The sequence below is a fragment of the Streptomyces sp. NPDC059740 genome (assembly GCF_042733155.1).
Lineage (GTDB): Bacteria > Actinomycetota > Actinomycetes > Streptomycetales > Streptomycetaceae > Streptomyces.
This window is the reverse complement of record NZ_JBHWGP010000016.1, coordinates 107597-131764: the sequence shown is the minus strand read 5'-3', so window position 1 is coordinate 131764 and position 24168 is coordinate 107597. Positions and strand designations below refer to the sequence as shown.

Here is a 24168-nt window from a genome sequence, read left to right as displayed (position 1 = left end):
CCAGCTCTCCTCGTTCGCGGAGCAGGTCACCCGGGTGGCGCGGGAGGTCGGCACCGACGGCATCCTGGGCGGCCAGGCCGAGGTGCAGGGCGTGGCGGGGACCTGGAAGGACCTCACCCAGTCCGTCAACTTCATGGCGAACAACCTGACTTCGCAGGTGCGCAACATCGCCGAGGTGACGACCGCGGTGGCCCGCGGTGACCTGTCCAAGAAGATCACCGTCGACGCCAAGGGCGAGATCCTGGAGCTCGTCACCACCGTCAACACGATGGTGGACCAGCTCTCCTCGTTCGCCGACCAGGTCACCCGGGTGGCCCGCGAGGTGGGTACCGAGGGCCAGCTGGGGGGTCAGGCACGGGTGCCGGGGGCGACCGGCATCTGGAAGGACCTCAGCGACAACGTGAACCTGATGGCCAACAACCTGACCATCCAGGTGCGCAACATCTCGCAGGTCTCGGCGGCGGTCGCCAACGGCGACCTGACGAAGAAGGTCACCGTCGAGGCGCGCGGTGAGGTCGCCCAACTCGCCGACACCGTCAACACGATGGTCACCACGCTCTCGTCGTTCGCGGACGAGGTCACGCGGGTGGCCCGCGAGGTGGGCACCGACGGCATCCTGGGCGGCCAGGCTCGGGTGCCGGGCGTGGCGGGGACCTGGAAGGACCTCACCGAGTCCGTGAACTCGATGGCGTCCAACCTGACCGGCCAGGTCCGCAACATCGCCATGGTCACTACCGCCATCGCCAAGGGCGACCTGACCAAGAAGATCGACATCGACGCCCGGGGTGAGATCCTGGAGCTGAAGACGACGATCAACACCATGGTGGACCAGCTCTCCTCGTTCGCCGAGCAGGTCACCCGGGTGGCCCGCGAGGTGGGCACCGACGGGCAGTTGGGCGGTCAGGCACAGGTGCGCGGTGTCGCCGGTACCTGGCGGGACCTGACGGAGTCGGTGAACGAGATGGCCGGGAACCTCACCCGGCAGGTGCGCGCCATCGCGGCGGTGGCCGCGGCGGTCACCCTCGGCGACCACAACGTCCGCATCGACGTGGACGCGGCAGGCGAGATCCTCGAACTGCAGGACAACGTCAACACCATGATCGCCACCCTGCGCGAGACGACGCTCGCCAACGAGGAGCAGGACTGGCTCAAGGGCAACCTGGCGCGCATCTCCGGCCTGATGCAGGGCCGCCGCGACCTCACCGACGTCGCCGGCCTCATCATGAGCGAGCTGTCCCCGGCGGTCTCCGCCCAGCACGGCGCGTTCTTCCTCGCGGTGCCCGCGGGGGGCGACGGGAAGGAGATCGGCCTCGACCAGGACGGCGACGGCTCCTACGAGCTGCGGCTGACGGGTTCCTACGGTTACTCCGTGGAGGCCATGCCGACCACGTTCCGGCCGGGGCAGACCCTCATCGGGACGGCCGCGGAGGAGAAGCGGACGATCCTGGTGGAGCGGGCGCCCTCGGGGTACCTGAAGATCTCCTCGGGCCTGGGCGAGGCGCCGCCAGCCAACATCATCGTCCTGCCGGTGCTGTTCGAGGAGACCGTCCTCGGCGTCATCGAGCTGGCGTCCTTCCAGCCCTTCACGCAGATCCAGAAGGACTTCCTCAGCCAGATCGCGGAGATGATCGCGACCTCGGTCAACACCATCTCGGTCAACACCAAGACGGAGATGCTGCTCAAGCAGTCGCAGGAGCTGACCGAGCAGCTGCGCGAGCGCAGCGCGGAGCTGGAGAGCCGGCAGCGGGCGCTGCAGAAGTCCAACTCCGAGCTGGAGGACAAGGCGGCGCAGCTGCGCCAGCAGAACCGCGACATCGAGGTGAAGAACACCGAGATCGAGGAGGCCCGGCAGGTGCTGGAGGAGCGGGCCGAGCAGCTCGCCGTCTCCATGCGGTACAAGTCGGAGTTCCTCGCCAACATGTCGCACGAGCTGCGCACACCGCTCAACTCGCTGCTGATCCTGGCGAAGCTGCTCGCCGACAACGCCGAGGGCAACCTCTCGCCGAAGCAGGTGGAGTTCGCCGAGACGATCCACGGTGCCGGTTCGGACCTGCTCCAGCTGATCAACGACATCCTCGACCTGTCGAAGGTCGAGGCGGGCAAGATGGACGTGAGCCCGACGCGGATCGCGCTGGTGCAGCTCATCGACTACGTGGAGGCCACCTTCCGGCCGCTGACGGCGGAGAAGGGTCTGGACTTCTCGGTGCGGGTCTCGCCGGAGCTGCCGGCGACGCTCCACACCGACGAGCAGCGGCTGCTCCAGGTGCTGCGCAACCTGCTGTCCAACGCGGTGAAGTTCACCGACACCGGCGCGGTCGAGCTGGTGATCCGCCCGGCCGGGGACGACGTGCCGGTGGCCATCCGCGAACAGCTCCTGGAGCACGGTTCGCTGCGCGACCCGGACGTGGAGATGATCGCCTTCTCGGTGACCGACACCGGCATCGGCATCGCGGCCAGCAAGATGCGGGTGATCTTCGAGGCGTTCAAGCAGGCCGACGGGACCACCAGCCGCAAGTACGGCGGCACGGGTCTGGGCCTGTCGATCAGCCGGGAGATCGCGCGGCTGCTCGGCGGCGAGATCCATGCGGCCAGTGAGCCGGGCCGCGGCTCGACGTTCACGCTCTACCTTCCGCAGAACCCCGGTGGGCTGCCGCCGCAGGGGTACCCCGCCCTCGTCGAGGAGGGGCTGGCCCGCGACGCCGAGGCGCACGACGCCGAGCTCCAGTACGACGACGGCGGTTCCGAGGGGTACACCGCGCAGCCCCAGCAGCAGCGTCCCGGCCGGGGCACCGCGGCGGGGCTGGAGCGCAGGCGTCAGCGGGAGCTGGGGCAGAGCGCCCGCCGCCGTCAGCTGACGAGCGGGTCCGCGGGCGCGGCTCCGGAGGAGTCCTGGCTGGCCAACGGGCAGGACCTGGTCGCCACCCGCCCGACGGAGGGGGCCTTCCACGGCGAGAAGGTGCTGATCGTCGACGACGACATCCGCAACGTCTTCGCCCTGACCTCCGTCCTGGAGCAGCACGGCCTGAGCGTGCTGTACGCCGAGAACGGCCGTGAGGGCATCGAGATGCTGGAGCAGCACGAGGACACCACCGTGGTGCTGATGGACATCATGATGCCGGAGATGGACGGGTACGCCACGACGGCAGCGATCCGCCGGATGCCGCAGTTCGCCGGGTTGCCGATCATCGCCCTGACGGCGAAGGCGATGAAGGGCGACCGGGAGAAGAGCATCGAGTCCGGGGCGTCGGACTACGTGACGAAGCCGGTCGACACCGACCACCTGCTCCAGGTGATGGAGCAGTGGATGGGGGCGTCCGGGGAGTGAACGCGGTCCGCGGCCGGAGCTCCTCGCGGTGCCCCGGCCCCGTCAGGCCCCGGCCACGCCCCTGGTGGGGGCCGTGCGCCGGGGCGGCGGACGGACGGCGTGCGCGGGCGCACTGGCATATTCGGTAGCCGCCCTGGCAGGCTGGGGCCGGACGGGGCACCGACGCCCCGGGCCGTGAGGTGTGCGTGCGCCCAGCGTGCCGCAGTCGCCGGTCGCCCGGCCCGGACCGGTGACGACTCGGTGCGGTCACGAATGGGCACAGGAGGGGAATCGTGGGAACCATCGGGCTTTCCGCAGCGTTCTCGGACCGTGCGCAGTGACATCGCGGTGACAGGGTGTGGCGACAGGCGGGGTACGGCTACCATGACCGGCACAAGAACGGACGGCGAGACGGAGCCGTCCCCTGGGGCGGCATCCGGTCCGTTCCCGAGTCCTTCGGACAGGGGAGGCCCCATGCCGGGGCGAGGAGGAAGGGCTGTGGTGCAGAAGGCCAAGATCCTCCTGGTCGATGACCGGCCGGAGAATCTGCTGGCGTTGGAGGCGATCCTCTCCGCGCTCGATCAGACACTGGTGCGGGCATCGTCAGGGGAGGAAGCGCTCAAGGCTCTGCTCACCGACGACTTCGCGGTGATCCTGCTCGACGTGCAGATGCCGGGTATGGACGGCTTCGAGACGGCGGCGCACATCAAGCGGCGGGAGCGGACCCGGGACATCCCGATCATCTTCCTCACGGCGATCAACCACGGTCCGCACCACACCTTCCGCGGCTATGCCGCCGGTGCGGTCGACTACATCTCCAAGCCGTTCGACCCGTGGGTGCTGCGGGCGAAGGTCTCGGTCTTCGTCGAGCTGTACATGAAGAACTGTCAGCTGCGGGAGCAGGCCAGCCTGCTGCGCTCGCAGCTGGAGAACGGCCGTCCGGACCCGGAGACGCCGGCGGAGGCGCCGGGCCTGCTGGCGGAGCTCTCCGCGCGGCTGGCCGCCGTCGAGGAGCAGGCCGAGGCGCTGTCCAAGCAACTGGACGAGTCCGCGGACGCGGCGGCGGTGGCCACCGCGGCCCATCTGGAGCGCAAGCTCACCGGGCTGCGGCGGGCGCTGGACGCCCTGGAGCCCGGTGCGGGCTCCGACGCCCCCTCGGTGCCCTCGCAGAACTGACCGCGTGCGGCCGCCCCGTTTCCCTCGGGCCGAGGGGGCGGCCCCGCCTCCGCCCGCGCCGGTTCGTCCCGGTCGCGGGCGGTGTCGTGTGCGCGGTGGTGGCGTCCGGGCCGAGTTGACGACGCGTGACACGCCCAAGCCGGTCACAGGGGCGATCAGGTGTCCGTACCGGTCGCCGACGGCCTGAGCGGGAGCCAGGGGTGCCCGCACCGCGGCCAGTTCGGCGCGGTGCCGCCCGGCGCGCGGTGACGCCGGGGCGCGACACGAATGGGTGAAGAGCCGATCGCTCGTGTCAGTCCAGGCGGTCGGCGGTAATCTCGTCACCATGGCCTCACGTACGTCCGGCAAGGGTTCCCAGAGCACCGCGGGCGCCTCGAAGCAACGGGTCGGACAGCCCGGAGGCGCCGCGAAGAAGGCAGCCGCGGGCAGGCCGCCCGCCCGGCGCAGCGCGCCGGCGCAGAAGGCCCCCGTGCGCAAGGCCCCGCCCGCGAAGAAGGCCGTCGCGAAAAAGCCGGCCGGCCGCAAACCCGCCCCCAAGCCGGCTCCCTCCCCCACCAGCGGCGTGCTGCGGCTGCTGCGCGCCTGCTGGCTGGGTGTCGCGCACACCGTCGGCGCGCTGCTGCGCGGGGTGGGCAACGGTGCCCGCAACCTCGACCCCGCACACCGCAAGGACGGCCTCGCGCTGCTGTTGCTGGGCCTGGCCCTGGTGGTCGCGGCGGGCACCTGGTCCGACCTCAGCGGCCCGGTCGGCGACCTGGTGGAGCTCCTGGTGACGGGCTCCTTCGGTCGCCTGGACCTGGTCGTGCCGGTACTGCTGGCGGGTGTCGCCGTGCGCCTGATCCGTCACCCCGAGCGGCCCGAGGCCAACGGGCGCATCGTCATCGGCCTGTCCGCCCTCGTCCTGGGCGTGCTGGGGCAGGTCGCCATGGCCTGCGGTTCGCCCGGCAGGGGACAGGGCGTCACCGCCCTCCAGGACGCCGGCGGGTACCTCGGCTGGGGCGTCTCCAAGCCGCTGGTCTTCCTGGTCGGTGACACCCTCACCGTGGCCCTCCTCGCCCTCCTCACCGTCTTCGGGCTGCTGGTGGTCACCGCCACGCCCGTCAACGCCGTGCCGCGGCGGCTGCGCGCGCTGGGGGCCCGGCTGGGGCTGGTGGAGCCCGCCGCGGCGCCGCAGGCCGTGACACCGCTCCCGGAGTACGAGGACGACTGGCGTGAGCCCGCCCCCGCGCCGCCCGCCCGTCGCGCGGCGGCGAAGGACGAACCCTTCGACGTGGAGCGGGCCGAGGAGGCCGCGCTCGCCAAGCGCCGCAGGCCGCGCCGGAGCTCGGCGCAGCCCGCCCACGGGCGCGCCATGGACGCCGTGGACGTCGCGGCCGCCGCAGCCGCCTCGTTGGACGGGGCGCTGCTGCACGGCGTACAGCCCTCGCCGCTGGTCGCCGGGCTCAGCAGCAGCATCTCCTCGCTGCGGGAACGGGGCGAGCGCTCCTCGGCCGGGGAGGCGGACGCCGCCGAACTGCCCGCCCCGCCGGACACCCCGGCCATCGAGCCGGCCCCCGGGAAGGGCGCTGCCGACCAGGACAAGGCGCTGCCGCCGGCCCGCACGCCCCAGCCGAAGCCCGGTGCCCGCAGTGGCGGAGCGGGGGCTCAGGGCGGCGAGGAGCGCAGGGCCGCGACCGTCCCGGACTTCACCAAGAAGGCGCCCGAACCGCCGGAGGACCTGCCGCCCCGCGCCGAGCAGCTCCAGCTCTCCGGCGACATCACCTACTCCCTGCCGTCGCTGGACCTCCTCACCCGCGGCGGCCCCGGCAAGACCCGCAGCGCCGCAAACGACGCCGTTGTCGAGGCGCTGACCACCGTCTTCACACAGTTCAAGGTCGACGCGGCGGTCACCGGCTTCACCCGCGGACCGACGGTCACCCGCTACGAGGTGGAGCTGGGCCCGGCCGTCAAGGTCGAGAAGATCACCGCGCTCACCAAGAACATCGCCCTGTCGGTGGCCAGCCCCGACGTGCGCATCATCAGCCCCATCCCGGGCAAGTCGGCGGTCGGTATCGAGATCCCCAACAGCGACCGCGAGATGGTCAACCTCGGGGACGTGCTGCGGGCCGCGGCCTCCGCCGAGGAGGAGCACCCGATGCTGGTGGCGCTGGGCAAGGACGTCGAGGGCGGCTACGTCACCGCCAACCTCGCGACCATGCCGCACGTGCTGGTGGCCGGTGCCACCGGCTCCGGCAAGTCCTCCTGCATCAACTGCCTGATCACCTCGATCATGATGCGCTCCACGCCCGAGGACGTGCGCATGGTCCTGGTCGACCCCAAGCGCGTGGAACTGACCGCCTACGAGGGCATCCCGCACCTGATCACCCCGATCATCACCAACCCGAAGAAGGCCGCCGAGGCCCTGCAGTGGGTGGTGCGGGAGATGGACCTGCGCTACGACGACCTCGCGGCCTTCGGTTTCCGGCACATCGACGACTTCAACGCCGCCGTCCGCAAGGGGAAGGTCACCGCCCCGGAGGGCAGCGAGCGCGAACTCACCCCCTACCCCTACCTGCTGGTCATCGTCGACGAGCTGGCCGACCTCATGATGGTCGCGCCGCGTGACGTCGAGGACGCCATCGTGCGCATCACCCAGCTCGCCCGCGCCGCCGGCATCCACCTGGTGCTGGCCACCCAGCGGCCCTCCGTCGACGTCGTCACCGGACTCATCAAGGCCAACGTCCCCTCCCGGCTGGCCTTCGCGACCTCCTCGCTCGCCGACAGCCGGGTCATCCTCGACCAGCCGGGCGCCGAGAAGCTCATCGGCAAGGGCGACGGGCTGTTCCTGCCGATGGGGGCCAACAAACCGGTGCGTATGCAGGGCGCGTACGTGGGGGAGGACGAGGTCGCCGCGGTCGTGGGCCACTGCAAGGAGCAGATGTCCCCGAACTTCCGCGACGACGTCACCGTCGGCTCGTCGAAGAAGAAGGACATCGACGAGGAGATCGGCGACGACCTCGACCTGCTGTGCCAGGCGGCAGAGCTGGTCGTCTCCACCCAGTTCGGCTCCACCTCGATGCTCCAGCGCAAGCTGCGCGTCGGTTTCGCCAAGGCCGGGCGGCTGATGGACCTGATGGAGACGCGGAACATCGTCGGCCCCAGCGAGGGTTCCAAGGCCCGTGACGTCCTGGTGAAACCCGACGAACTCGACGGCGCCCTCGCGGTGATCCGCGGCGAGACGGAGCCCGCCGGCTGAGAGGCGCGCGAGGGGGAGGGGCCCGGGCACAGCAGGACGGGTCGCGCAAGCCGGGGCGCCCGGCAGGAGTAGCGGGCGCCGGGGCGGTCATACGTTCCCCGACGGCTTCTCCACCCTCCGGTCTGCGGGCCGGGGCAACCGTTTCCGCTGCTGGAACGTCAACTGGGGGGAAGGGGCGGGGCGGTGTACGCGCGGCTCCACCCCCGAGGTCCCGGGGGGCCTTCCGATGGCGTACAAACATCGCTCCACCGCTTGCCTCGCGTTCCGGCTCCGCCCCTAGACTGGGTTTCCAGCAGGTGGCTACACGCTCGAAAGGCACCCCCGTGTCCATCGGCAACCCCCCCGAAGACGACAGCCCCTCCCTCGGCAGCACCCTCCAGCAGGCCAGGCGTGCCGCCGGACTGAGCGTCGAGCAGATCAGCACGAGTACGCGGGTGCGCATCCCGATCGTCCAGGCGATCGAGGCGGACGACTTCTCGCGGTGCGGCGGCGACGTCTACGCCCGCGGTCACCTGCGGACCCTCGCCCGCGCCGTCGGGCTCGAAGCGGAGCCCCTCGTGGCCCGGTACGACGCCGAGCACGGCGGCCGTCCCGAACCCACCCCCGCAGCTCCCCTCTTCGAGGCGGAGCGGATCAAGCCGGAACGTTCCCGCCCCAACTGGTCGGCGGCCCTGGTGGCCGCGATCGTCGCCGTCGTCGGATTCGCCGGCTTCACCTTCGTCCACGGCTCCGGCGGCGGAACGGACACCGCCGCCACCGGCCAGGAGGCCGCGGGCACCTCGCCGTCGCCGTCCCCCAGCGCGTCCCACCGGACCACCTCGCCCGGGCCGGGGCCCTCCGGCAGCGCCGTCGCCGGCCTTCCCAAGGACCAGGTGACCATAAAGATCACCGCGCGCGACGGCCAGAGCTGGGTCTCGGCGAAGGACGGCAACGGGAAGCTGATCGAGGACGGCCTGCTGAAGAAGGGCCAGTCCCGCACCTTCACCGACCACAAGCGCATCGACCTCGTCCTCGGCAACGCCGGAGCGGTGCAGCTCTACGTCAACGGCAAAGAGGTCAAGGAGGTCGGCGAGCAGGGCTCGGTGGAGCGGCTGAGTTATACGCCGGGAGACCCGCAGGCGGGCTGACCAGCACTTTCGTCTGCTGAGGCGGTGGGCCCCGGCGGCGCATGGGGCGGGTTGCGGGGGCGTGCGGCGAGCGGCGGCAGCCGGTCCGCCGGTGGCCGGGGCGCCCTGCCAGCGTTCGCCCGCCCGGGGACGAAGTAGTCTGAGAGGCATGCCCGAACGCCGCACCGTCGCCCTTGTCACTCTTGGCTGCGCCCGCAACGAGGTGGACTCGGAGGAGCTCGCAGGACGCCTGGCGGCGGACGGCTGGGACCTCGTCGAGGACGCCTCCGACGCCGACGTGGCCGTCGTCAACACCTGCGGCTTCGTCGAGGCCGCGAAGAAGGACTCCGTCGACGCCCTCCTGGAGGCCAACGACCTCAAGGACCAGGGGCGCACCCAGGCCGTCGTCGCGGTCGGCTGCATGGCCGAGCGGTACGGCAAGGAGCTGGCCGAGGCACTGCCGGAAGCCGACGGCGTGCTCGGTTTTGACGACTACGCCGACATCTCCGACCGCCTGCAGACCATCCTCTCCGGCGGTATCCACGCCTCGCACACCCCCCGCGACCGACGCAAGCTGCTGCCCGTCAGCCCCGTCGAGCGGCAGAACGCCGCCGGCGTCGCCCTCCCCGGCCACGCACAGGGACAGGTGGACGAGGCGCTCGCGAGTGCGCCCGCCGACCTGCCGGCCGGGCTCGCCCCCGCCTCCGGGCCCCGGGCACCGCTCCGGCGCCGCCTGGGCGACAGCCCCGTCGCCTCGGTGAAGCTCGCCTCCGGCTGCGACCGCCGCTGCTCGTTCTGCGCCATCCCCTCCTTCCGCGGCTCCTTCGTCTCCCGCCGCCCCTCCGACGTGCTGGGGGAGACCCGCTGGCTCGCCGAGCAGGGCGTGAAGGAGATCATGCTCGTCTCGGAGAACAACACCTCCTACGGCAAGGACCTGGGCGACATCCGCCTGCTGGAGACCCTGCTGCCGGAGCTCGCGGCGGTGGACGGCATCGAGCGGGTGCGGGTCAGCTACCTCCAGCCCGCCGAGATGCGTCCCGACCTCATCGACGTCCTCACCGGGACCGAGAAGGTCGTCCCCTACTTCGACCTCTCCTTCCAGCACTCCGCTCCGGGCGTCCTGCGGGCCATGCGGCGCTTCGGCGACACCGACCGCTTCCTGGGACTGCTGGAGCAGATCCGGGCCAAGGCACCCGAGGCCGGTGCCCGCTCGAACTTCATCGTCGGCTTCCCCGGCGAGAGCGAGGCGGACCTCGCCGAGCTGGAACGCTTCCTCACCGCGGCCCGGCTGGATGCCGTCGGCGTTTTCGGGTACTCCGACGAGGACGGCACCGAAGCGGCGTCATACCTGGACAAGGTCGACCCCGAGGAGGTGGCGCAGCGGCTCGCGCGGGTCTCGCGGCTGGCCGAGGAGCTCACCGGCCAGCGCGCCGAGGAACGTCTCGGCGAGACGGTGGAGGTGCTGGTCGACCGGGTCGACGAGGAGGACGGCGTGGTGGGACGCGCCGCCCACCAGGCACCGGAGACCGACGGCGTGACCTATCTGTCAGTCGACAATGAGGGGATGGCGTCACCGGCCCCGGGCCGTATGGTCGTGGCCAAGGTGGTGGCGACCGAGGGTGTGGACCTCGTCGCCGAACCGCTGCACCACGACGGCGAGGGGATGGGTGCGTGTACCAAGGAGGCGGGCAGATGACCGGAGTCTCGGCTTCCGCGGCAGCGGGAGCCCCGGCCGGGGCGACGGCCGTGGGCCGCGCAGCCGGTGTACAGGCCCCGCCACGCAGGCGGCAGGCGGGCCTGTGGAATCCGGCGAACGTCCTGACCATGGCCCGCCTCGTGCTGGTCCCGGGCTTCGTCCTGCTGATGATGCACGCCGGCGGTACCGACCCCGCCTGGCGCTCCTTCGCGTGGGCGGCTTTCGCCGTCGCGATGATCACCGACCTGTTCGACGGCCACGTGGCTCGCACCTACGACATGGTCACCGATTTCGGGAAGATCGCCGACCCCATCGCCGACAAGGCGATCATGGGGGCGGCCCTGATCTGCCTGTCCTACCTCGGCGACCTCCCGTGGTGGGTGACCGGGGTGATCCTGGCCAGGGAGCTCGGGATCACGGCGATGCGCTTCTGGGTCATCCGGCACGGCGTCATCCCGGCCAGCCGGGGCGGCAAGCTCAAGACCCTCACCCAGGGTGTCGGTGTGGGCATGTACGTGCTGGTGCTGACCGGCCCGCTGGCCACGCTGCGCTGGTGGGTCATGGCCGTCGCGGTGGTACTGACGGTGGCCACCGGCCTCGACTACGTGCGGCAGGCCGTCATGCTGCGCCGTGCGGGGCGGGCCCGTGACCGTGCGGAGTCGGCCGCGACGGCGGAGCAGGGACCGGAGCACTCCCGGTGACGACCGCCGCTGACGTGGTGGCCCTGCTCACCGGGCGCGGCCAGACGCTGGCTGTCGCGGAGTCGCTGACCGGCGGACTGGTGTCAGGTGCCGTGACCGCCGTTCCGGGCGCCTCGAGGGTGCTGCGCGGCTCGGTCACGGCCTACGCCACCGAGGTCAAGCGGGAGCTGCTCGGTGTGGACGCGGACCTCCTAGCGGCTCGTGGGGCCGTCGACGAAGACGTCGCCCGGGCAATGGCGGGGGGCGTCAGGCGTGTGCTCGGCGCTGACTGGGGTATCGCCACTACAGGAGTCGCCGGCCCCGAACCGCAGGACGGGCAGCCGGTGGGCACGGTCTTCGTCGCGGTCGTCGGCCCCGGTGAAACCGGACGGACGCGCCGCCTGGCACTCTCGGGGGACCGCGCCGGTATCCGCGAGGGCAGTGTCGCGGGTGTCCTCGATCTCCTGATGGGTGAAGTGGCCGCACAACTGCCGGACGACGCGCGGGCAAAGGATACGGAACAACGCGGGGGTTTTTGATGTTTGCAGCCATGAGTGAACACGTCCTCGCTCCCCGCACGGCCACCGCGCAAGGCGGTACGGTGGGGCGAGTAGGTTTCGCACCCGAGGTCCGAGGAGGGAGCCAGCGATGATTCTGCTCCGTCGCCTGCTCGGTGACGTGCTGCGCCGACAGCGCCAGCGTCAGGGACGCACCCTGCGCGAGGTCTCCTCCTCCGCCCGGGTGTCCCTGGGGTATCTGTCGGAGGTCGAGCGGGGGCAGAAGGAGGCGTCCTCCGAACTGCTCTCGGCGATCTGTGACGCGCTGGATGTGCGCATGTCCGAGCTGATGCGCGAGGTCAGCGACGAGCTGGCCCTCGCCGAGCTGGCCCAGTCGGCTGCGGCCAGCGAGCCCGTGCCGACGCCTGTGCGGCCCAAGCTCAACCCCGTGTCCGTCACGACGATCACCGGTATGCCCGACGAACGCGTCACCATCAAGGCCCCGGCGGAGGCCGTGGACGTCGTCGCGGCCTGAGCCCGGCGCGGAGCCGGGCCGGGCGCCCGCCGCCGCGGGAGACCCGCCTCCCCGGTTCCCGGCGGGTGCTCGCCCCTTCAGCGACCGGATGCCCCGGCACACTTTCGGGTGGTGTCGGGCGGTGAACAGCTCCGAGTAACGCTCGGCTGGACCTTCCAGTCGAGCGTTCTGCGTTGTCGCGGGCGGTGCGCCGTGAAGCTCGCCTTTCCCCTGGTGGCACGTGGGGCGCCGGCTACCGCCGGTGGGAGCCCCGTACGCGCGGGGCCGCGGTGCGCGTCCCTGCGTGTCGGCCACCCTATGGCCGAACAACTCCCGCAGAAGCCGTGGTGCTTCCTGGCATTGGCAAGGCCGTGTTGGGTACTCGGGAGTTCAGATACCGTCCAATCGGCTTCACGATGGGCAAAAAGGGAATTCGTTCGAAAAGGGGTTCATGAATGTCTGTGGTGACCAGCACGCTGCCTGAGGACGCCCGGAAGACCGTGGGCGACGCGCTCCAGGGTGCGCTCGTCGACCTGGTGGACCTTTCCCTTGTCGCCAAGCAGGTGCACTGGAACATCGTCGGCACGCGCTTCCGCTCGGTCCATCTCCAGCTGGACGACGTGGTGGACACCGCGCGCCAGTACGCGGACACCATCGCGGAGCGTGCCTCCGCCATCGGCGTCTCCCCCGACGGGCGCGCCGAGACCGTGGCGAAGACCAGTGGGATCACCACCTCGCCCGAGGGCTGGGTGAAGGACGCCGACGTGGTGGACTTCATGGTCGAGGCGCTGGGCACGGTCGTCGGTCGGATGCGTGACCGGATCGAGGCGACCGACAAGCCCGACCCGGTCTCCCAGGACATCCTCATCGGTCTGACCGCGGACCTGGAGAAGCACCGCTGGATGTTCCAGGCGGAAACCGCCTGACCCGACACCGTCCGGTTCCGCGGGACACTTCCGCTGGACCGGAGGCCGGATGCGTCCGGGGGGACACCGTTCACGACGGTGTCCCCCCGGACGCGTCTGTCCCTGCTCTGCCCGTAATCCACCAGGTTCCCGGCCCAGGAGGCACCCATGGCGCGGCGTGGACTCGCGACGAAGGCGGTTTGGGCAGCGCTCGGCCTGGCCTGGTGGTGGGCGGGGCTGCGAGTGACGCTGGCGCCGGAGCACGCCGGGCCCCTGGAGGGCGCGGTCTTCGCCGGCGGCTGGGGCCTCAGCCTCCTGCCGGTCCACTGCGCGGCGTGGCGGGGTCGCCGGGGCGGGGACGGGGCGACCGACGGGGCGGGGCGTCCGGAACCGGTCCCGGCTGGCAGACCGGACACCAGTAGGTGACCCGCTCCTGTGCGGAGTCGCCCTGCTCGGCGACCCGGACGGCGTTTCCGCACCGGTGGCAGGGACGTCCAGCGCGTCCGTACACCCAGACCCTGCGGCCCTGCCGGTCGACGGGCGTGGTGATCCGGTCGAGACGGTCCTTGTTCGCCTCCAGCAGCCGTTTCGCCAGCCCCACCGCCCGGGACGGCTCGGGGACCTCACCCACCGGCGTCCAGGGGGACAGGCGCAGCAGGAAGCAGATCTCGCACTTGAAGACGTTGCCGACGCCTGCCAGCAGGCGCTGGTCGAGCAGTGCCGCTCCGAGGGGCCGGTCGGGGTCGGCGGTCAGACGGCGCTCGGCCTCGGCCGCGTCCCAGTCCGGCCCGAGCAGGTCGGGACCCAGATGCCCGACGACCTGTCCCTCCCGCGCGGTGCGCAGCAGTTCCAGTACCGGCAGGCGGTAGCCGACGGCCGCCGTCTGCCCGGTGTCCAGGATCGCCCGGATCTGGTGGCCCGGGCCGCCCCGCCAGGGCTCTCCCGGGGCGAAGAGCCGCCAGGAGCCCTCCATGCCCAGGTGGGAGTGGAGGGTCAGACCTCCCTCCAGCCGGGTCAGGAGGTGCTTGCCGCGGGACACCGTCTCCACGACGGTGCGGCCGGTGAGGTCGACCGTCGCCAGCCGGGGCACGCGCAGGTCGGCACGGACGAGCTGCCGGCCGGCCAGTGCCTCGTGCAGCCGGCGCGCGGCCCGGTAGACGGTGTCACCTTCGGGCATGCCTCCATGATGCCGCGAGGAGGCCGCGCCGTGCGGTCTCGGGTCGTCGGGGAGCACGGCGCCCATGGTGATCGGAAGGGGGTGGCGGGGGAGGCCGTTCAACCGGTGGGGCGGGCGGTAGCGTCTGCGGGCATGTCCCCCAGCCGTGACGCATCCTCGCCCGCACCCGTCTCCCCGGCCTCTCCCGCCGCAGCAGCCCCCACAGCGGCGGGCGCCGCGGCCTGGCGGGCGGCCGACGACCTCGAGGAGGTGGTGGGCCTCGCGGTCGCCCTGCTGTCGGAGGCCGACCCCGACGCCTGGGACGCGGAGGCCGGCCCGCTGGAGTGGTCCTGCTGGGAGACGGTGGAGCACCTCGGCGACGACCTCTTCGCCTACGCCGCCCAACTGGGCCCGGCCCGGCCCTCCCTGACCGCCCCGCTGCCCCTGGTGTGGTCGCGGCGGCGTCCCTCGGGTCCCAGCAACGTGATCCACGCGGACCGCGCGGCCGGGCCGGCCGGTCTGCTCCAGGTGCTGGAGGCGTGCGGAGGTCTGCTGGCGGCCATGGTGCGCGTCACCCCTCCGGCAACCCGCTCCCACCATGTCTTCGGCGCGTCCGACCCGGCGGGTTTCGCCGCCATGGGGCTGGTGGAGACCCTGGTGCACACCGACGACCTCGCTCAGGGGCTCGGCCTGACCTGGCACCCGCCGGCCGGACCGTGCGCGCGGGTCCTGGCCCGGCTCTTCCCCGACGCCCCGACCGGCGGTGAGCCGTGGCCGGTGCTGCTGTGGGCCACCGGCCGCGCCGCACTGCCGGGGCGTCCCCGCCTCACCTCCTGGCGGTGGGACGGTACGCCGCGGGGCTCCGGTCGCCAGGCCTGAGGGCTTCGGGCCGGGTCTTCCCCGCCGGGGCTGAGGCTGGGGCGGGACCGCCCCGCCCCGGGGTCGTGGCGGGTGGCCGGCGGCAGGTGGCTGCCTCGGTGCCTGCCGCAGGTGGGTGGCCGGCCCTCACTCCGAACCGGCGGTGTGGCGGTCTCCGGCGGCGGCGGCGGTGAGGGTGCGGGCGACCTGGATCACTGTCTCGCGGCGCCGGGCCAGGGCGGCCTGGTCGGTCGTCTCGTCCAGGACCATGCGGCACATCCCGGGGACGGCGAAGTTCCAGGCGATGAGTCCCATGAGGGTGAACAACAGGTCCTGGGCGGCACGGACGCGTGCGTCCTCGCGGAGGTGCGGGGCCGCCCCGGCGCGGATGAGCACGTGCGCCTTCTCGCGGTAGGCATCACGGTGCGTCCGCTCACTCTCGTGGGGTTCGCCGTCGGTCTCCAGCGCCTCCCAGAGCAGCAGCCTGATCAGCTCAGGGTGTTCGTGGTACCAGTCGAAGATCTGTCCGGCCGACTCGGCCACCGCGTCGGGATCGATGGACAGGGAGACGCGTACCTCCTCGAGCTTCGCCCGCAAAACGGCGGCGAACAGCTTCTCCTTGCCCCCGAAGTACAGGTAGATGGCCTGCTTGTTGGCCTCGGCAGCCGTGGCGATCCGGTCGACCCTGGCACCCGCCAGGCCGTGCCGGGCGAACTCGGCGGTAGCGGCGGCGAAGATCCGCCGTCGGGTGTCCTCCGCGTCATAGGCCATGAGGGAATTAAACCATCGGGTTGACTCCTGGATGTTCCGGGAGGATCATCGGTGGCAGCTAAAACAACCAGATAGTTTATTCCTCGGAGGCAAACCCATGAGCACTACGGCTCCCGTTCCCGTCCGTCCGCCGCTGCCGAGCGCCCTGGCCGGCACGACCGCCGTCCTCGTAGGGGGAAGCTCGGGCATCGGACTGGCGGCGGGCGTCCTGCTGCGTTCGGTCGGCGCCCGGGTGGTGCTGGTCGGCCGCGACCCCGACCGGCTGAAGTCCGCGGTCGCCCGGGTGCGGAGCGCCGGCCCGGCCGATGCTCCCGACGACGCCGTGCTGGCCGTCGCCGGGGACAGTGGCGAGGACCGGACCCTCACCGAGGCCTTCGACAGGGCCGGCCACGTCGACCACGTACTGCTCACCGCCGGCGGCATGGGCGGCATCGGTCCGCTGACCGAGCTGACGGCGGACGACTACGACGAGAGTCTGGGCTCCCGACTCCGGTCGTCCTTCGCCGCTGCCCGCGCGGCGGCGACCCGGCTCCCCGCCGGGGGCTCACTCACCTTCACCTCGGGCATTCTCGTGCTCCGGCCCGGGCCCGGAATGACCACTCTGCTGGCTGCCGCCGGGGCCGTGGAGTCCCTCACCAGGGCGCTCGCGGTGGAGCTGGCCCCGTCGCGGCTGCGCGTCAACACCCTCCGCTTCGGTCGGTTCGACACCCCGCTCCTGCGTGGGCAGTCAGGACTGGACTCCGACGAAGCGATCTCCGCCGCCGGTGCCGCCGCGCCCCTCGGCCGCGTCGGCACCCCCGAGGAAGCCGCCGCCGCCGCTCTCTTCCTCATGGCCAACAACTACGTCACCGGCCAGGTCCTCACCGTTGACGGCGGCGAATCCCTGGCCTGACCCGGTAGGGCCCCGGTCGCTGGGCAGTGTCTTCACAGTCCCGCCTGTCCGGTGGCGTCTGGCACGCACGCTCGCCGCGTTGTCGGTCGTCGGCGCAGCCCGCTGCGCTCCCCTCCCTCCGCCCTGCGATCGCACGCACCAGACGCCACCGGACCCGCCCTTCGGGCGAACGACGCCACTGTGAAGACACTGCCCAGCCCCGCGGGAGCCCCCACCGTGCGGCGGCCCGAGGCCGCCCCCCGCCGTGCCTCTCCGACATGGTCTCCCCGGCCCTGTCGGCGGGCGGGGCCGGACGCCGGAGTCCGAGGCTCCCGTCCGTCTTCGGCCGACAGGCCGGGCGCCCGGCGGCCCGTCACCGGAGGCCGCGGTGGGGAGCGGTCGGTCGGGGCGCACGGAGGCGATCCGGTCAGGCCCGCAAGCGGAGCCCGCGGGGTGTGGCGTGGAAGCCTGCGGACTCCAGGGCGGGGGCGAGGTGGGAGTTCAGCGCGCTCCCGCCGTTGATCCGCTCGACGGTGACCGTGCCGAGGGCGCCCGCCCTGGCGGAGGAGGCGAGTGCCTCCAGGGCGAGCCCCGCCCGTCCCGCGGCGCCGGCCTCGGCCCCGTCCGTGGTGGCCGGCCCCCACACCAGCAGCGTCTTGCCGCCCCGCTCCATGTACAGCGACAGCTCCCCGTCGACGAGCACCACCAGGGACCCTGCCTTCCGGCCGGGCTTGTGGGTGGCTCCCTCGGGTGGCTCGGGCCAGGGCAGGGCGGCGCCGTAGGCGTTCGCCGGGTCGGCCGCGGCCAGCACGACGACGCGGGCGGGGTCGGTACGGCGGCCGGTCGGCGGCTGCCACGGCATGGCGCCGTCGTCCGCGCCCTGCACCGCCCGCTCCCGCGCGTTACCGACGGCGCGGAGCCGGTCCACGGCACCGTCCATCGCGAACTGGGCGGCCCCCAGGCCCTCGACCACGTAGCCGCGGCGCGCCTGGCCGGACTCCTCGAAGACTGACAACACGCGGTACGCGGCGGAGAAACCGCCCTGTACTCCCTCGGCCTGCACCGCGCCTCGCGTCACGACACCGTGGCGGTCCAGCAGCGTCCGGGCCAGGGCGTGCGCCCGGTGCGTCGGTTCGGACTCGGGCTCCGGGAGAAGGGACCAGCGGCCGGCAACCGTCGGGGGGCCCGAGCGCGAGGCCGTCGGCCGCCCCGTTCTTCCGGTGGCCGCCGTCAGCGTGCCGTATCTGCCGCGCGGCACCGAACGCCGGGCGCGGTGTGCCGTCGACCCGGCGGTACGGCCGGAGCCGAGCAGGGAACGCAGGGGCGCGAGCGTGTCGTTGGTGAGCCGACCGGACCAGGCCAGCTCCCACACCACGTCGGCCAGTTGCGGATCGGTGGCCTCCGGATGAGTGGTGGCCCGCACCTGGTCGGCGATCTGGCGGAAGAAAAGGCCGTACCCCGGCGCGAGGGCGGCCAGCACCGACTCGTGCAGGGGCGAGAGTTCCACGGGGTGCGGCTCCGGCAGCAGCAGCGGCGCGGCGTCGGTGAGGAAGAGGGAGACCCAGCCGTCCTTGCCCGGCAGGGCACCGGCGCCCGCCCACGTCACCTCACCGCCGGCCGTCAACTCGTCCAGCAGGGCAGGGGCGTAGTCGCGTACGCGGGACGGCAGGACCAGCTTCTCCAGGGCCGAGGCGGGCACCGGCGCCCCCTGGAGCTGTTCGATCGCCCGCACCAGACCGTCGATACCGCGCAGCTCACCACCGCCGACGTGCTGCCACTGCGGCAGGAAGGCGGCGAGGGTGGCCGGAGCCACCGGCTCCAGCTCGTGGCGCAGGGCGGCCAGCGAGCGGCGGCGCAACCGCCGCAGCACCTGCGCGTCACACCACTCCTGGCCCACGCCGGACGGCGCGAACTCGCCCTGCACGATGCGCTGCGCCGCTGCCAGGCGGTGCAGCGCACCGTCCGTGACCGCGGCACCCAGACCGAAGCGGGAGGCCGCCTGCTCGGAGGTGAACGGGCCGTGGGTACGGGCGTAGCGCGAGAGGAGGTCCCCCAACGGGTCCCCCACGGGCTCGGTGAACGACTCCGGCACACCGACGGGCAGCGCCGTGCCCAGCGCGTCCCGCAGCCGCCCGGCGTCCTCCACCGCGGCCCAGTGCTCCTGCCCCGCGATCCGCACGCCGATCGCCCGGCGGGCCGCCGCCAGCTCCCGCACCCAGGCCCGGTCCGCCCCCCGCTCGACCAGTTCCGCGTCGGTCAGCGGGCCCAGCACCCGCAGGGCGTCGGCGACCCCCTCGACGTCCTTGACCCGACGGTCGTCGGTGAGCCACTGCAGTTCGCCCTCCAGCTCCGCCAGGACGTCGGCGTCCAGCAACTCCCGCAGCTCGGCCTGGCCGAGGAGCTCCGCCAGCAGACGGGAGTCCAGCGAGAGCGCGGCCGCCCGGCGTTCGGCGAGGGGGGAGTCGCCCTCGTAGAGGAACTGGGCGACGTAGCCGAAGAGCAGGGACCGGGCGAACGGTGAGGGCTCGGCAGTGGTGACCTCCACCAGGCGTACTCGCCGTGCCTCGATGTCGGACATCAGCTCGGTCAGCCCCGGCACGTCGAAGACGTCCTGGAGGCACTCGCGGACCGCCTCCAGGACGATGGGGAAGGAGCCGAACTCACTCGCCACCTGGAGGAGCTGCGCCGCCCGCTGGCGCTGCTGCCAGAGCGGGGTGCGCTTGCCCGGGTTGCGTTTGGGCAGCAGCAGGGCGCGGGCGGCGCACTCGCGGAACCGGGAGGCGAACAGGGCACTGCCGCCCACCTGGTCGGTCACGACCTGGTCGACCTCGCCCTTGTCGAAGAGGACGTCCTCGGCGCCCACCGGTGACTGTTCGCGGTCGTGGGCCGTGCCGGCGCTCGCCGCGCCCGGGTCGGCGTCCAGCAGGTCCAGCCCCAGGAGGTCGGCGTCCGGCAGCCGGAGGACGATGCCGTCGTCGGCGTGCATGACCTGCGCGTCCATGCCGTACCGCTCGGTGAGCCGGGCGCCCAGCGCCAGCGCCCAGGGCGCGTGGACCTGCGCTCCGAACGGGGAGTGCACCACCACCCGCCAGTCACCCAGCTCGTCGCGGAAGCGCTCGACGACGATGGTCCGGTCGTCGGGGACGTGTCCGCAGGCCTCCTTCTGCTCGGCGAGATACCGCAGGACGTTGTCGGCGGCCCATTCGTCCAGGCCGGCGGCGGACAGGCGGGCGCGGGCGTCCTCGGGGCTCTGGGCGCCGATCTCCCGGAGGAAGGCGCCCAGCGCCCGGCCGAGTTCCAGTGGCCGGCCGAGCTGGTCGCCCTTCCAGAACGGCAGGCGGCCCGGCACCCCCGGAGCCGGTGAGACCAGCACCCGGTCCCGCGTGATGTCCTCGATCCGCCAGGAGGTCGTGCCGAGGGTGAAGACATCTCCCACCCGCGACTCGTAGACCATCTCCTCGTCCAGCTCGCCGACCCGGCCACCGCCCTTCTTCGGGTCGGAGCCCGCCAGGAAGACACCGAAGAGGCCGCGGTCGGGGATGGTGCCGCCGGAGGTGACCGCCAGCCGTTGCGCCCCGGGCCGCCCGGTCACCGTGCCCGCGACGCGGTCCCAGACAATGCGCGGGCGCAGCTCCGCGAAGGCGTCGGAGGGGTAGCGCCCCGCCAGCATGTCCAGTACGCCGGTGTAGGCGGACTCCGGCAGCGAGGCGAACGGCGCGGCCCGCCGGACCAGCGCCAGGAGTTCCTCCACGTCCCAGGTGTCCATGGCCGTCATGGCGACCAGCTGCTGCGCCAGGACGTCCAACGGGTTGGCCGGGACGCGCAACGCCTCGATCGCGCCGGCCCGCATCCGCTCGGTGACCACCGCCGACTGCACGAGGTCGCCGCGGTACTTGGGGAAGACCACGCCCCGCGAGACCGCCCCCACCTGGTGCCCGGCGCGCCCCACCCGCTGCAGACCGGAGGCGACCGAAGGCGGCGACTCGACCTGCACCACCAGGTCCACGGCGCCCATGTCGATGCCCAGCTCCAGGCTGGAGGTGGCCACCACCGCCGGCAGCCGCCCGGCCTTGAGGTCGTCCTCGACCTGCGCCCGCTGCTCCTTGGAGACCGAGCCGTGGTGGGCGCGGGCCAGCACCCCCGGCGCGCCGCGGGCCGCCCCCGACTCGGCCATCAGCTCGGCGGGGGAGTGGTGCTCGGGCAGCGGCTCGCCCGTCTCGCGCTCGTAGGCGATCTCGTTGAGCCGGTTGCACAGTCGCTCCGCCAGCCGCCGCGAGTTGGCGAAGACGATCGTCGAGCGGTGCGCCTGCACCAGGTCGGTGATGCGCTCCTCGACGTGCGGCCAGATCGAGGGCTTCTCGGCCGCCTCGCCCTCCTGCACCGGTGACCCGCCCAGCTCGCCGAGGTCCTCGACGGGCACCACCACCGACAGGTCGAACTCCTTGCCGGACGGGGGCTGGACGATCTCCACCCGCCGCTGCGGGGAGAGGTAGCGCGCCACCTCCTCCACGGGCCGGACCGTGGCCGACAGTCCGATGCGGCGGGCGGGACGGTCCAGCAGCTCGTCCAGCCGTTCCAGGGAGAGGGCCAGGTGGGCGCCCCGCTTGGTACCGGCGACGGCGTGCACCTCGTCGACGATCACCGTCTCCACGCCGGCGAGCGCCTCGCGCGTCGCCGAGGTGAGCATCAGGAAGAGCGACTCCGGCGTGGTGATCAGGATGTCGGGAGGGCGGGTGGCCAGCGCCCGGCGCTCGGCGGGCGGGGTGTCACCGGAGCGGATGCCGACCCTGACGTCCGGCTCCGGCAGCCCCAGCCGCACCGACTCCTGCCGGATGCCCGTCAGCGGGGAGCGCAGGTTGCGTTCGACGTCGACGGCGAGCGCCTTCAGCGGGGAGACGTACAGGACGCGGCAGCGCTTCTTCGGCTCGGCGGGCGGGGGGGTGGCCGCGAGCGAGTCGAGCGAGGCCAGGAAGGCGGCGAGGGTCTTCCCCGACCCCGTCGGTGCCACGACCAGTACGTCGGAGCCCTCACCGATCGCCCGCCACGCGCCCTCCTGCGCCGCGGTGGGCGCGCGGAAGGCACCCGTGAACCAACCGCTGGTCGCGGGCGAGAACGCGTCGAGCACTGACCGAGCCATGTCCCCCATCGTGCACCCGGCCACTGACAACGCCCTCTCACCACGTGAGAGCCGGGCCCGGCAGGGGCGCGAACGGGGGAGGATGCCGGGGTGAGTGGTTACCCCGGCCCGGAGAGCCGGCACCCCCGGAAGACGGAGTGGGCCCGGCACTGGCGGCACGCCGCGCTGCCCGGTGTCGAACTGCTGCGCGCCCACTACGTCGCCCACACCTTCCCCCGCCACAGCCACGAGGGGTACGTCATCGCGGCCGTCACCCGCGGTGTGGAGGAGGTGGGTCTCGGCGGCGGCGTGGTGCGGACGGGCGCGGGCGAGGTCGTCATGATCAACCCGGAGGAGCCGCACAGCGCGCGTGCCGGGGCGCCCGAGGGCTGGGTCTACTCCACGCTCTACCCCTCCCGCAGCCTGGTCGCCGGCATCGCGGCCGAGACGGGGGCGGGGCGGGGTACTCCCCACTTCACCGAGACCCGGGTGCGCGCCCCGCGGACCGCGGCGCTCCTGCACGCCGTCCACCACGCCGCCGAGGAGGGGGACGGGCTGCGGGCCGACAGTCTGCTGCGAGAGGTCGTCGCCGGCCTGCTGCACCGCCACGGCGGCCCCTCGGTCCGCCGGCCGCCCGCAGCGGGGGTCCGCACCGCGGCCAGGGCCAGGTCCGTCCTCCTGGACCGCATGGACGGTCCGCCCACCCTGGAGCGGTTGGCCCGGGACCTGGGGACCAGCCCGTTCGCGCTCTCCCGCGCCTTCCGGGCGGCGTACGGCATGCCGCCGCACGCCTGGCTCACCAACGCCCGGGTGCGCCGCGCCCGCGAGCTGCTGCTGAGCGGCCACAAGCCCGCCGAGGTGGCTGTCCGGGTGGGTTTCAGCGACCAGTCGCACCTGAACCGCCACTTCACCCGCATCGTCGGGGTGCCGCCCGGCGTCTTCCGCAGCGCCCACACCGATGCCGGGACGCCTTCGGGGCCGCACCCCGAACCGGGCCGGACCGGCGAGGGCCGCCGTGAGCGCAGAAACGTACAAGACGAAGGAAGCCCGCAGTCCTAGCGTCCCCTGTGTGAGTGAACGCCCAGACACCTGCGCCCGTAAATCCGGCCCTGTCCCGACCTGCTCGCCGCCCTCCGCCGCCCCGGCACCTGCGCGGAGAACCCCGGGCGGACGCCCTGACCTGCCGCCGGCGGTCGCGGAACGGCCCGACTCCGCGGTACGGCGGGACGCCCTGGGGGTGGGCGTGGCCGTCGGGTTGGCCGGCTTCGCCTTCGGCGTGACCGCGGCCGGAGCCGGTGTCGGCGTGGTGCAGACCTGCGCGCTCAGCCTGCTGGTCTTCACCGGTGCCTCGCAGTTCGCGCTGGTCGCCGCGTTGGCCGCCGGGGCGGCACCGCTCGCCGCTGCGGCGGGCGCCTTCTTCCTCGGCACCCGCAACGCCTTCTACGGGCTGCGTCTGACCGGTCTGCTGGGTTACCGCCCGGCGCTCCGGCCGCTCGTGGCCCACTGGATCATCGACGAGACCTCGGCGGTGGCCCTGGCCCAGCCCACCCGCCGCGCCGCACGGTTGGGTTTCACCGTCACCGGCGCGAGCCTCTTCGTGCTGTGGAACCTCACCACGCTGGGCGGCGCCGTGGGTGCGCAGGCGCTGGGCGACACCCGGGCCTGGGGGCTGGACGCGGCCGGACCGGCCGTCTTCCTCGCGCTGCTCGCCCCGCAGCTGAGAAGCGCGAGGACACGGACGACGGCCGGCCTGGGCGCCCTGGCGACGCTGGCCGCGACACCGGTACTGCCCGCCGGCGTGCCCGTCCTGCTGGCCGCCCTCGCCGCCCCCGCGGCGCTGTCCGCCGAGCGGCTCCGCGGCCGGGGCCGGCCGGGGGCGGCGGGCCGGCGCCGTGGCGAGGAGGAGGGGATGCGGGGATGACGTCGTGGACACCGGTCATGCTGACCGCGGCCGGCTGCTACCTGTGGAAGTACCTGGGCATGCTGCTGCCCGTGGGCCTGCTGGAGCGACCGGCGGTGCGACGGCTGGCCGAACTGGTTCCGGTCGCTCTGCTCGCGGCGCTCATCGCCCAGCAGACCCTCACCGACGGCCCGCACCTGGTACTCGACGCCCGTGCCGCCGGGCTCGCCTCGGCAGCCGTCGCCTTGCTGCTGCGGGCGCCCTTTCTGGCCGTCGTGGCGGTGGCGGTCCTGGTCACCGCGGGGACGCGGGCGCTCGGGTGGTGAGGGCCGGAGCCGTCCGAGGCGGCCCGGTCCGCCGGTGCCCGGACCACGCGGGATACT

17 protein-coding genes are annotated in these 24168 nt (G+C 73.0%); 14 read left to right on the top strand and 3 right to left on the bottom strand.

Features of this window, described 5'->3' with window-relative positions; all coding sequences use genetic code 11:
• The 9 genes from ACFV3R_RS20175 to ACFV3R_RS20135 form a co-directional block, all read left to right on the top strand.
• A partial coding sequence (locus ACFV3R_RS20175; protein ID WP_385584498.1) for a HAMP domain-containing protein occupies positions 1–3325 on the top strand: 3325 nt, incomplete at its 5' end.
• 477 nt (positions 3326–3802) lie between these two features.
• The gene (locus ACFV3R_RS20170; protein ID WP_385584495.1) at positions 3803–4480 is read left to right on the top strand and encodes a two-component system response regulator; all 678 of its coding nucleotides are present in this window, start codon (positions 3803–3805) and stop codon (positions 4478–4480) included.
• Positions 4481–4805: 325 nt separating this feature from the next.
• Positions 4806–7715 (top strand): DNA translocase FtsK, encoded by a 2910-nt coding sequence (locus ACFV3R_RS20165; protein WP_385584492.1) that lies wholly within the window; start codon positions 4806–4808, stop codon positions 7713–7715.
• Positions 7716–8038: 323 nt separating this feature from the next.
• Complete coding sequence (locus ACFV3R_RS20160; RefSeq protein WP_385584489.1) at positions 8039–8842, top strand: helix-turn-helix domain-containing protein; 804 nt, start codon at positions 8039–8041, stop codon at positions 8840–8842.
• A gap of 148 nt (positions 8843–8990) precedes the next feature.
• A complete protein-coding gene (gene rimO, locus ACFV3R_RS20155; protein ID WP_385584486.1) occupies positions 8991–10517 on the top strand; it encodes a 30S ribosomal protein S12 methylthiotransferase RimO in 1527 nt (508 codons plus the stop codon).
• Positions 10514–11218: a CDP-diacylglycerol--glycerol-3-phosphate 3-phosphatidyltransferase gene (gene pgsA / locus ACFV3R_RS20150; protein ID WP_385584483.1), complete on the top strand. Its 705-nt coding sequence runs from the start codon at positions 10514–10516 to the stop codon at positions 11216–11218. Before rimO ends, pgsA begins: the two co-directional genes overlap by 4 nt.
• Positions 11215–11736, top strand: coding sequence for a CinA family protein (locus ACFV3R_RS20145; protein ID WP_385584479.1), 522 nt, complete (start codon positions 11215–11217; stop codon positions 11734–11736). The genes pgsA and ACFV3R_RS20145 overlap by 4 nt, the downstream gene beginning before the upstream one ends.
• A gap of 109 nt (positions 11737–11845) precedes the next feature.
• Positions 11846–12229 (top strand): helix-turn-helix domain-containing protein, encoded by a 384-nt coding sequence (locus ACFV3R_RS20140; protein WP_385584476.1) that lies wholly within the window; start codon positions 11846–11848, stop codon positions 12227–12229.
• Positions 12230–12663: 434 nt separating this feature from the next.
• Positions 12664–13134, top strand: coding sequence for a Dps family protein (locus ACFV3R_RS20135; protein ID WP_385584474.1), 471 nt, complete (start codon positions 12664–12666; stop codon positions 13132–13134).
• A gap of 286 nt (positions 13135–13420) precedes the next feature.
• Here ACFV3R_RS20135 and ACFV3R_RS20130 read toward each other — a convergent pair whose 3' ends face one another.
• On the bottom strand, positions 13421–14290 hold the full coding sequence (locus ACFV3R_RS20130) for an Fpg/Nei family DNA glycosylase (RefSeq protein WP_385584471.1): 870 nt from the start codon (positions 14288–14290) through the stop codon (positions 13421–13423).
• 132 nt (positions 14291–14422) lie between these two features.
• Between ACFV3R_RS20130 and ACFV3R_RS20125 the strand changes: the two genes are divergently transcribed.
• Positions 14423–15148, top strand: coding sequence for a hypothetical protein (locus ACFV3R_RS20125; protein ID WP_385584468.1), 726 nt, complete (start codon positions 14423–14425; stop codon positions 15146–15148).
• Positions 15149–15274: 126 nt separating this feature from the next.
• On the opposite strand, the gene ACFV3R_RS20120 is transcribed toward ACFV3R_RS20125, so the two are convergent.
• Complete coding sequence (locus ACFV3R_RS20120) at positions 15275–15898, bottom strand: TetR/AcrR family transcriptional regulator (protein WP_385584465.1); 624 nt, start codon at positions 15896–15898, stop codon at positions 15275–15277.
• A 97-nt stretch (positions 15899–15995) separates the two neighbouring features.
• Between ACFV3R_RS20120 and ACFV3R_RS20115 the strand changes: the two genes are divergently transcribed.
• A complete protein-coding gene (locus ACFV3R_RS20115; RefSeq protein WP_385584462.1) occupies positions 15996–16790 on the top strand; it encodes an SDR family NAD(P)-dependent oxidoreductase in 795 nt (264 codons plus the stop codon).
• Positions 16791–17196: 406 nt separating this feature from the next.
• Here the strand turns inward: ACFV3R_RS20115 and ACFV3R_RS20110 are convergent, their stop codons facing one another.
• Positions 17197–21906, bottom strand: coding sequence for an ATP-dependent helicase (locus ACFV3R_RS20110; RefSeq protein WP_385584458.1), 4710 nt, complete (start codon positions 21904–21906; stop codon positions 17197–17199).
• A 90-nt stretch (positions 21907–21996) separates the two neighbouring features.
• Here ACFV3R_RS20110 and ACFV3R_RS20105 point away from each other — a divergent pair, with 90 nt between their 5' ends.
• The 3 genes from ACFV3R_RS20105 to ACFV3R_RS20095 are packed head-to-tail and all read left to right on the top strand — an operon-like array spanning position 21997 to position 24111.
• Entirely contained in the window at positions 21997–22944 is a 948-nt protein-coding gene (locus ACFV3R_RS20105; protein ID WP_385584455.1) for an AraC family transcriptional regulator, read from the top strand.
• Between the two features lie 10 nt (positions 22945–22954).
• A complete protein-coding gene (locus ACFV3R_RS20100) occupies positions 22955–23806 on the top strand; it encodes an AzlC family ABC transporter permease (RefSeq protein WP_385584452.1) in 852 nt (283 codons plus the stop codon).
• On the top strand, positions 23803–24111 hold the full coding sequence (locus tag ACFV3R_RS20095; protein ID WP_385584449.1) for an AzlD domain-containing protein: 309 nt from the start codon (positions 23803–23805) through the stop codon (positions 24109–24111). Before ACFV3R_RS20100 ends, ACFV3R_RS20095 begins: the two co-directional genes overlap by 4 nt.
• The last annotated feature ends 57 nt before the right edge of the window (positions 24112–24168 follow it).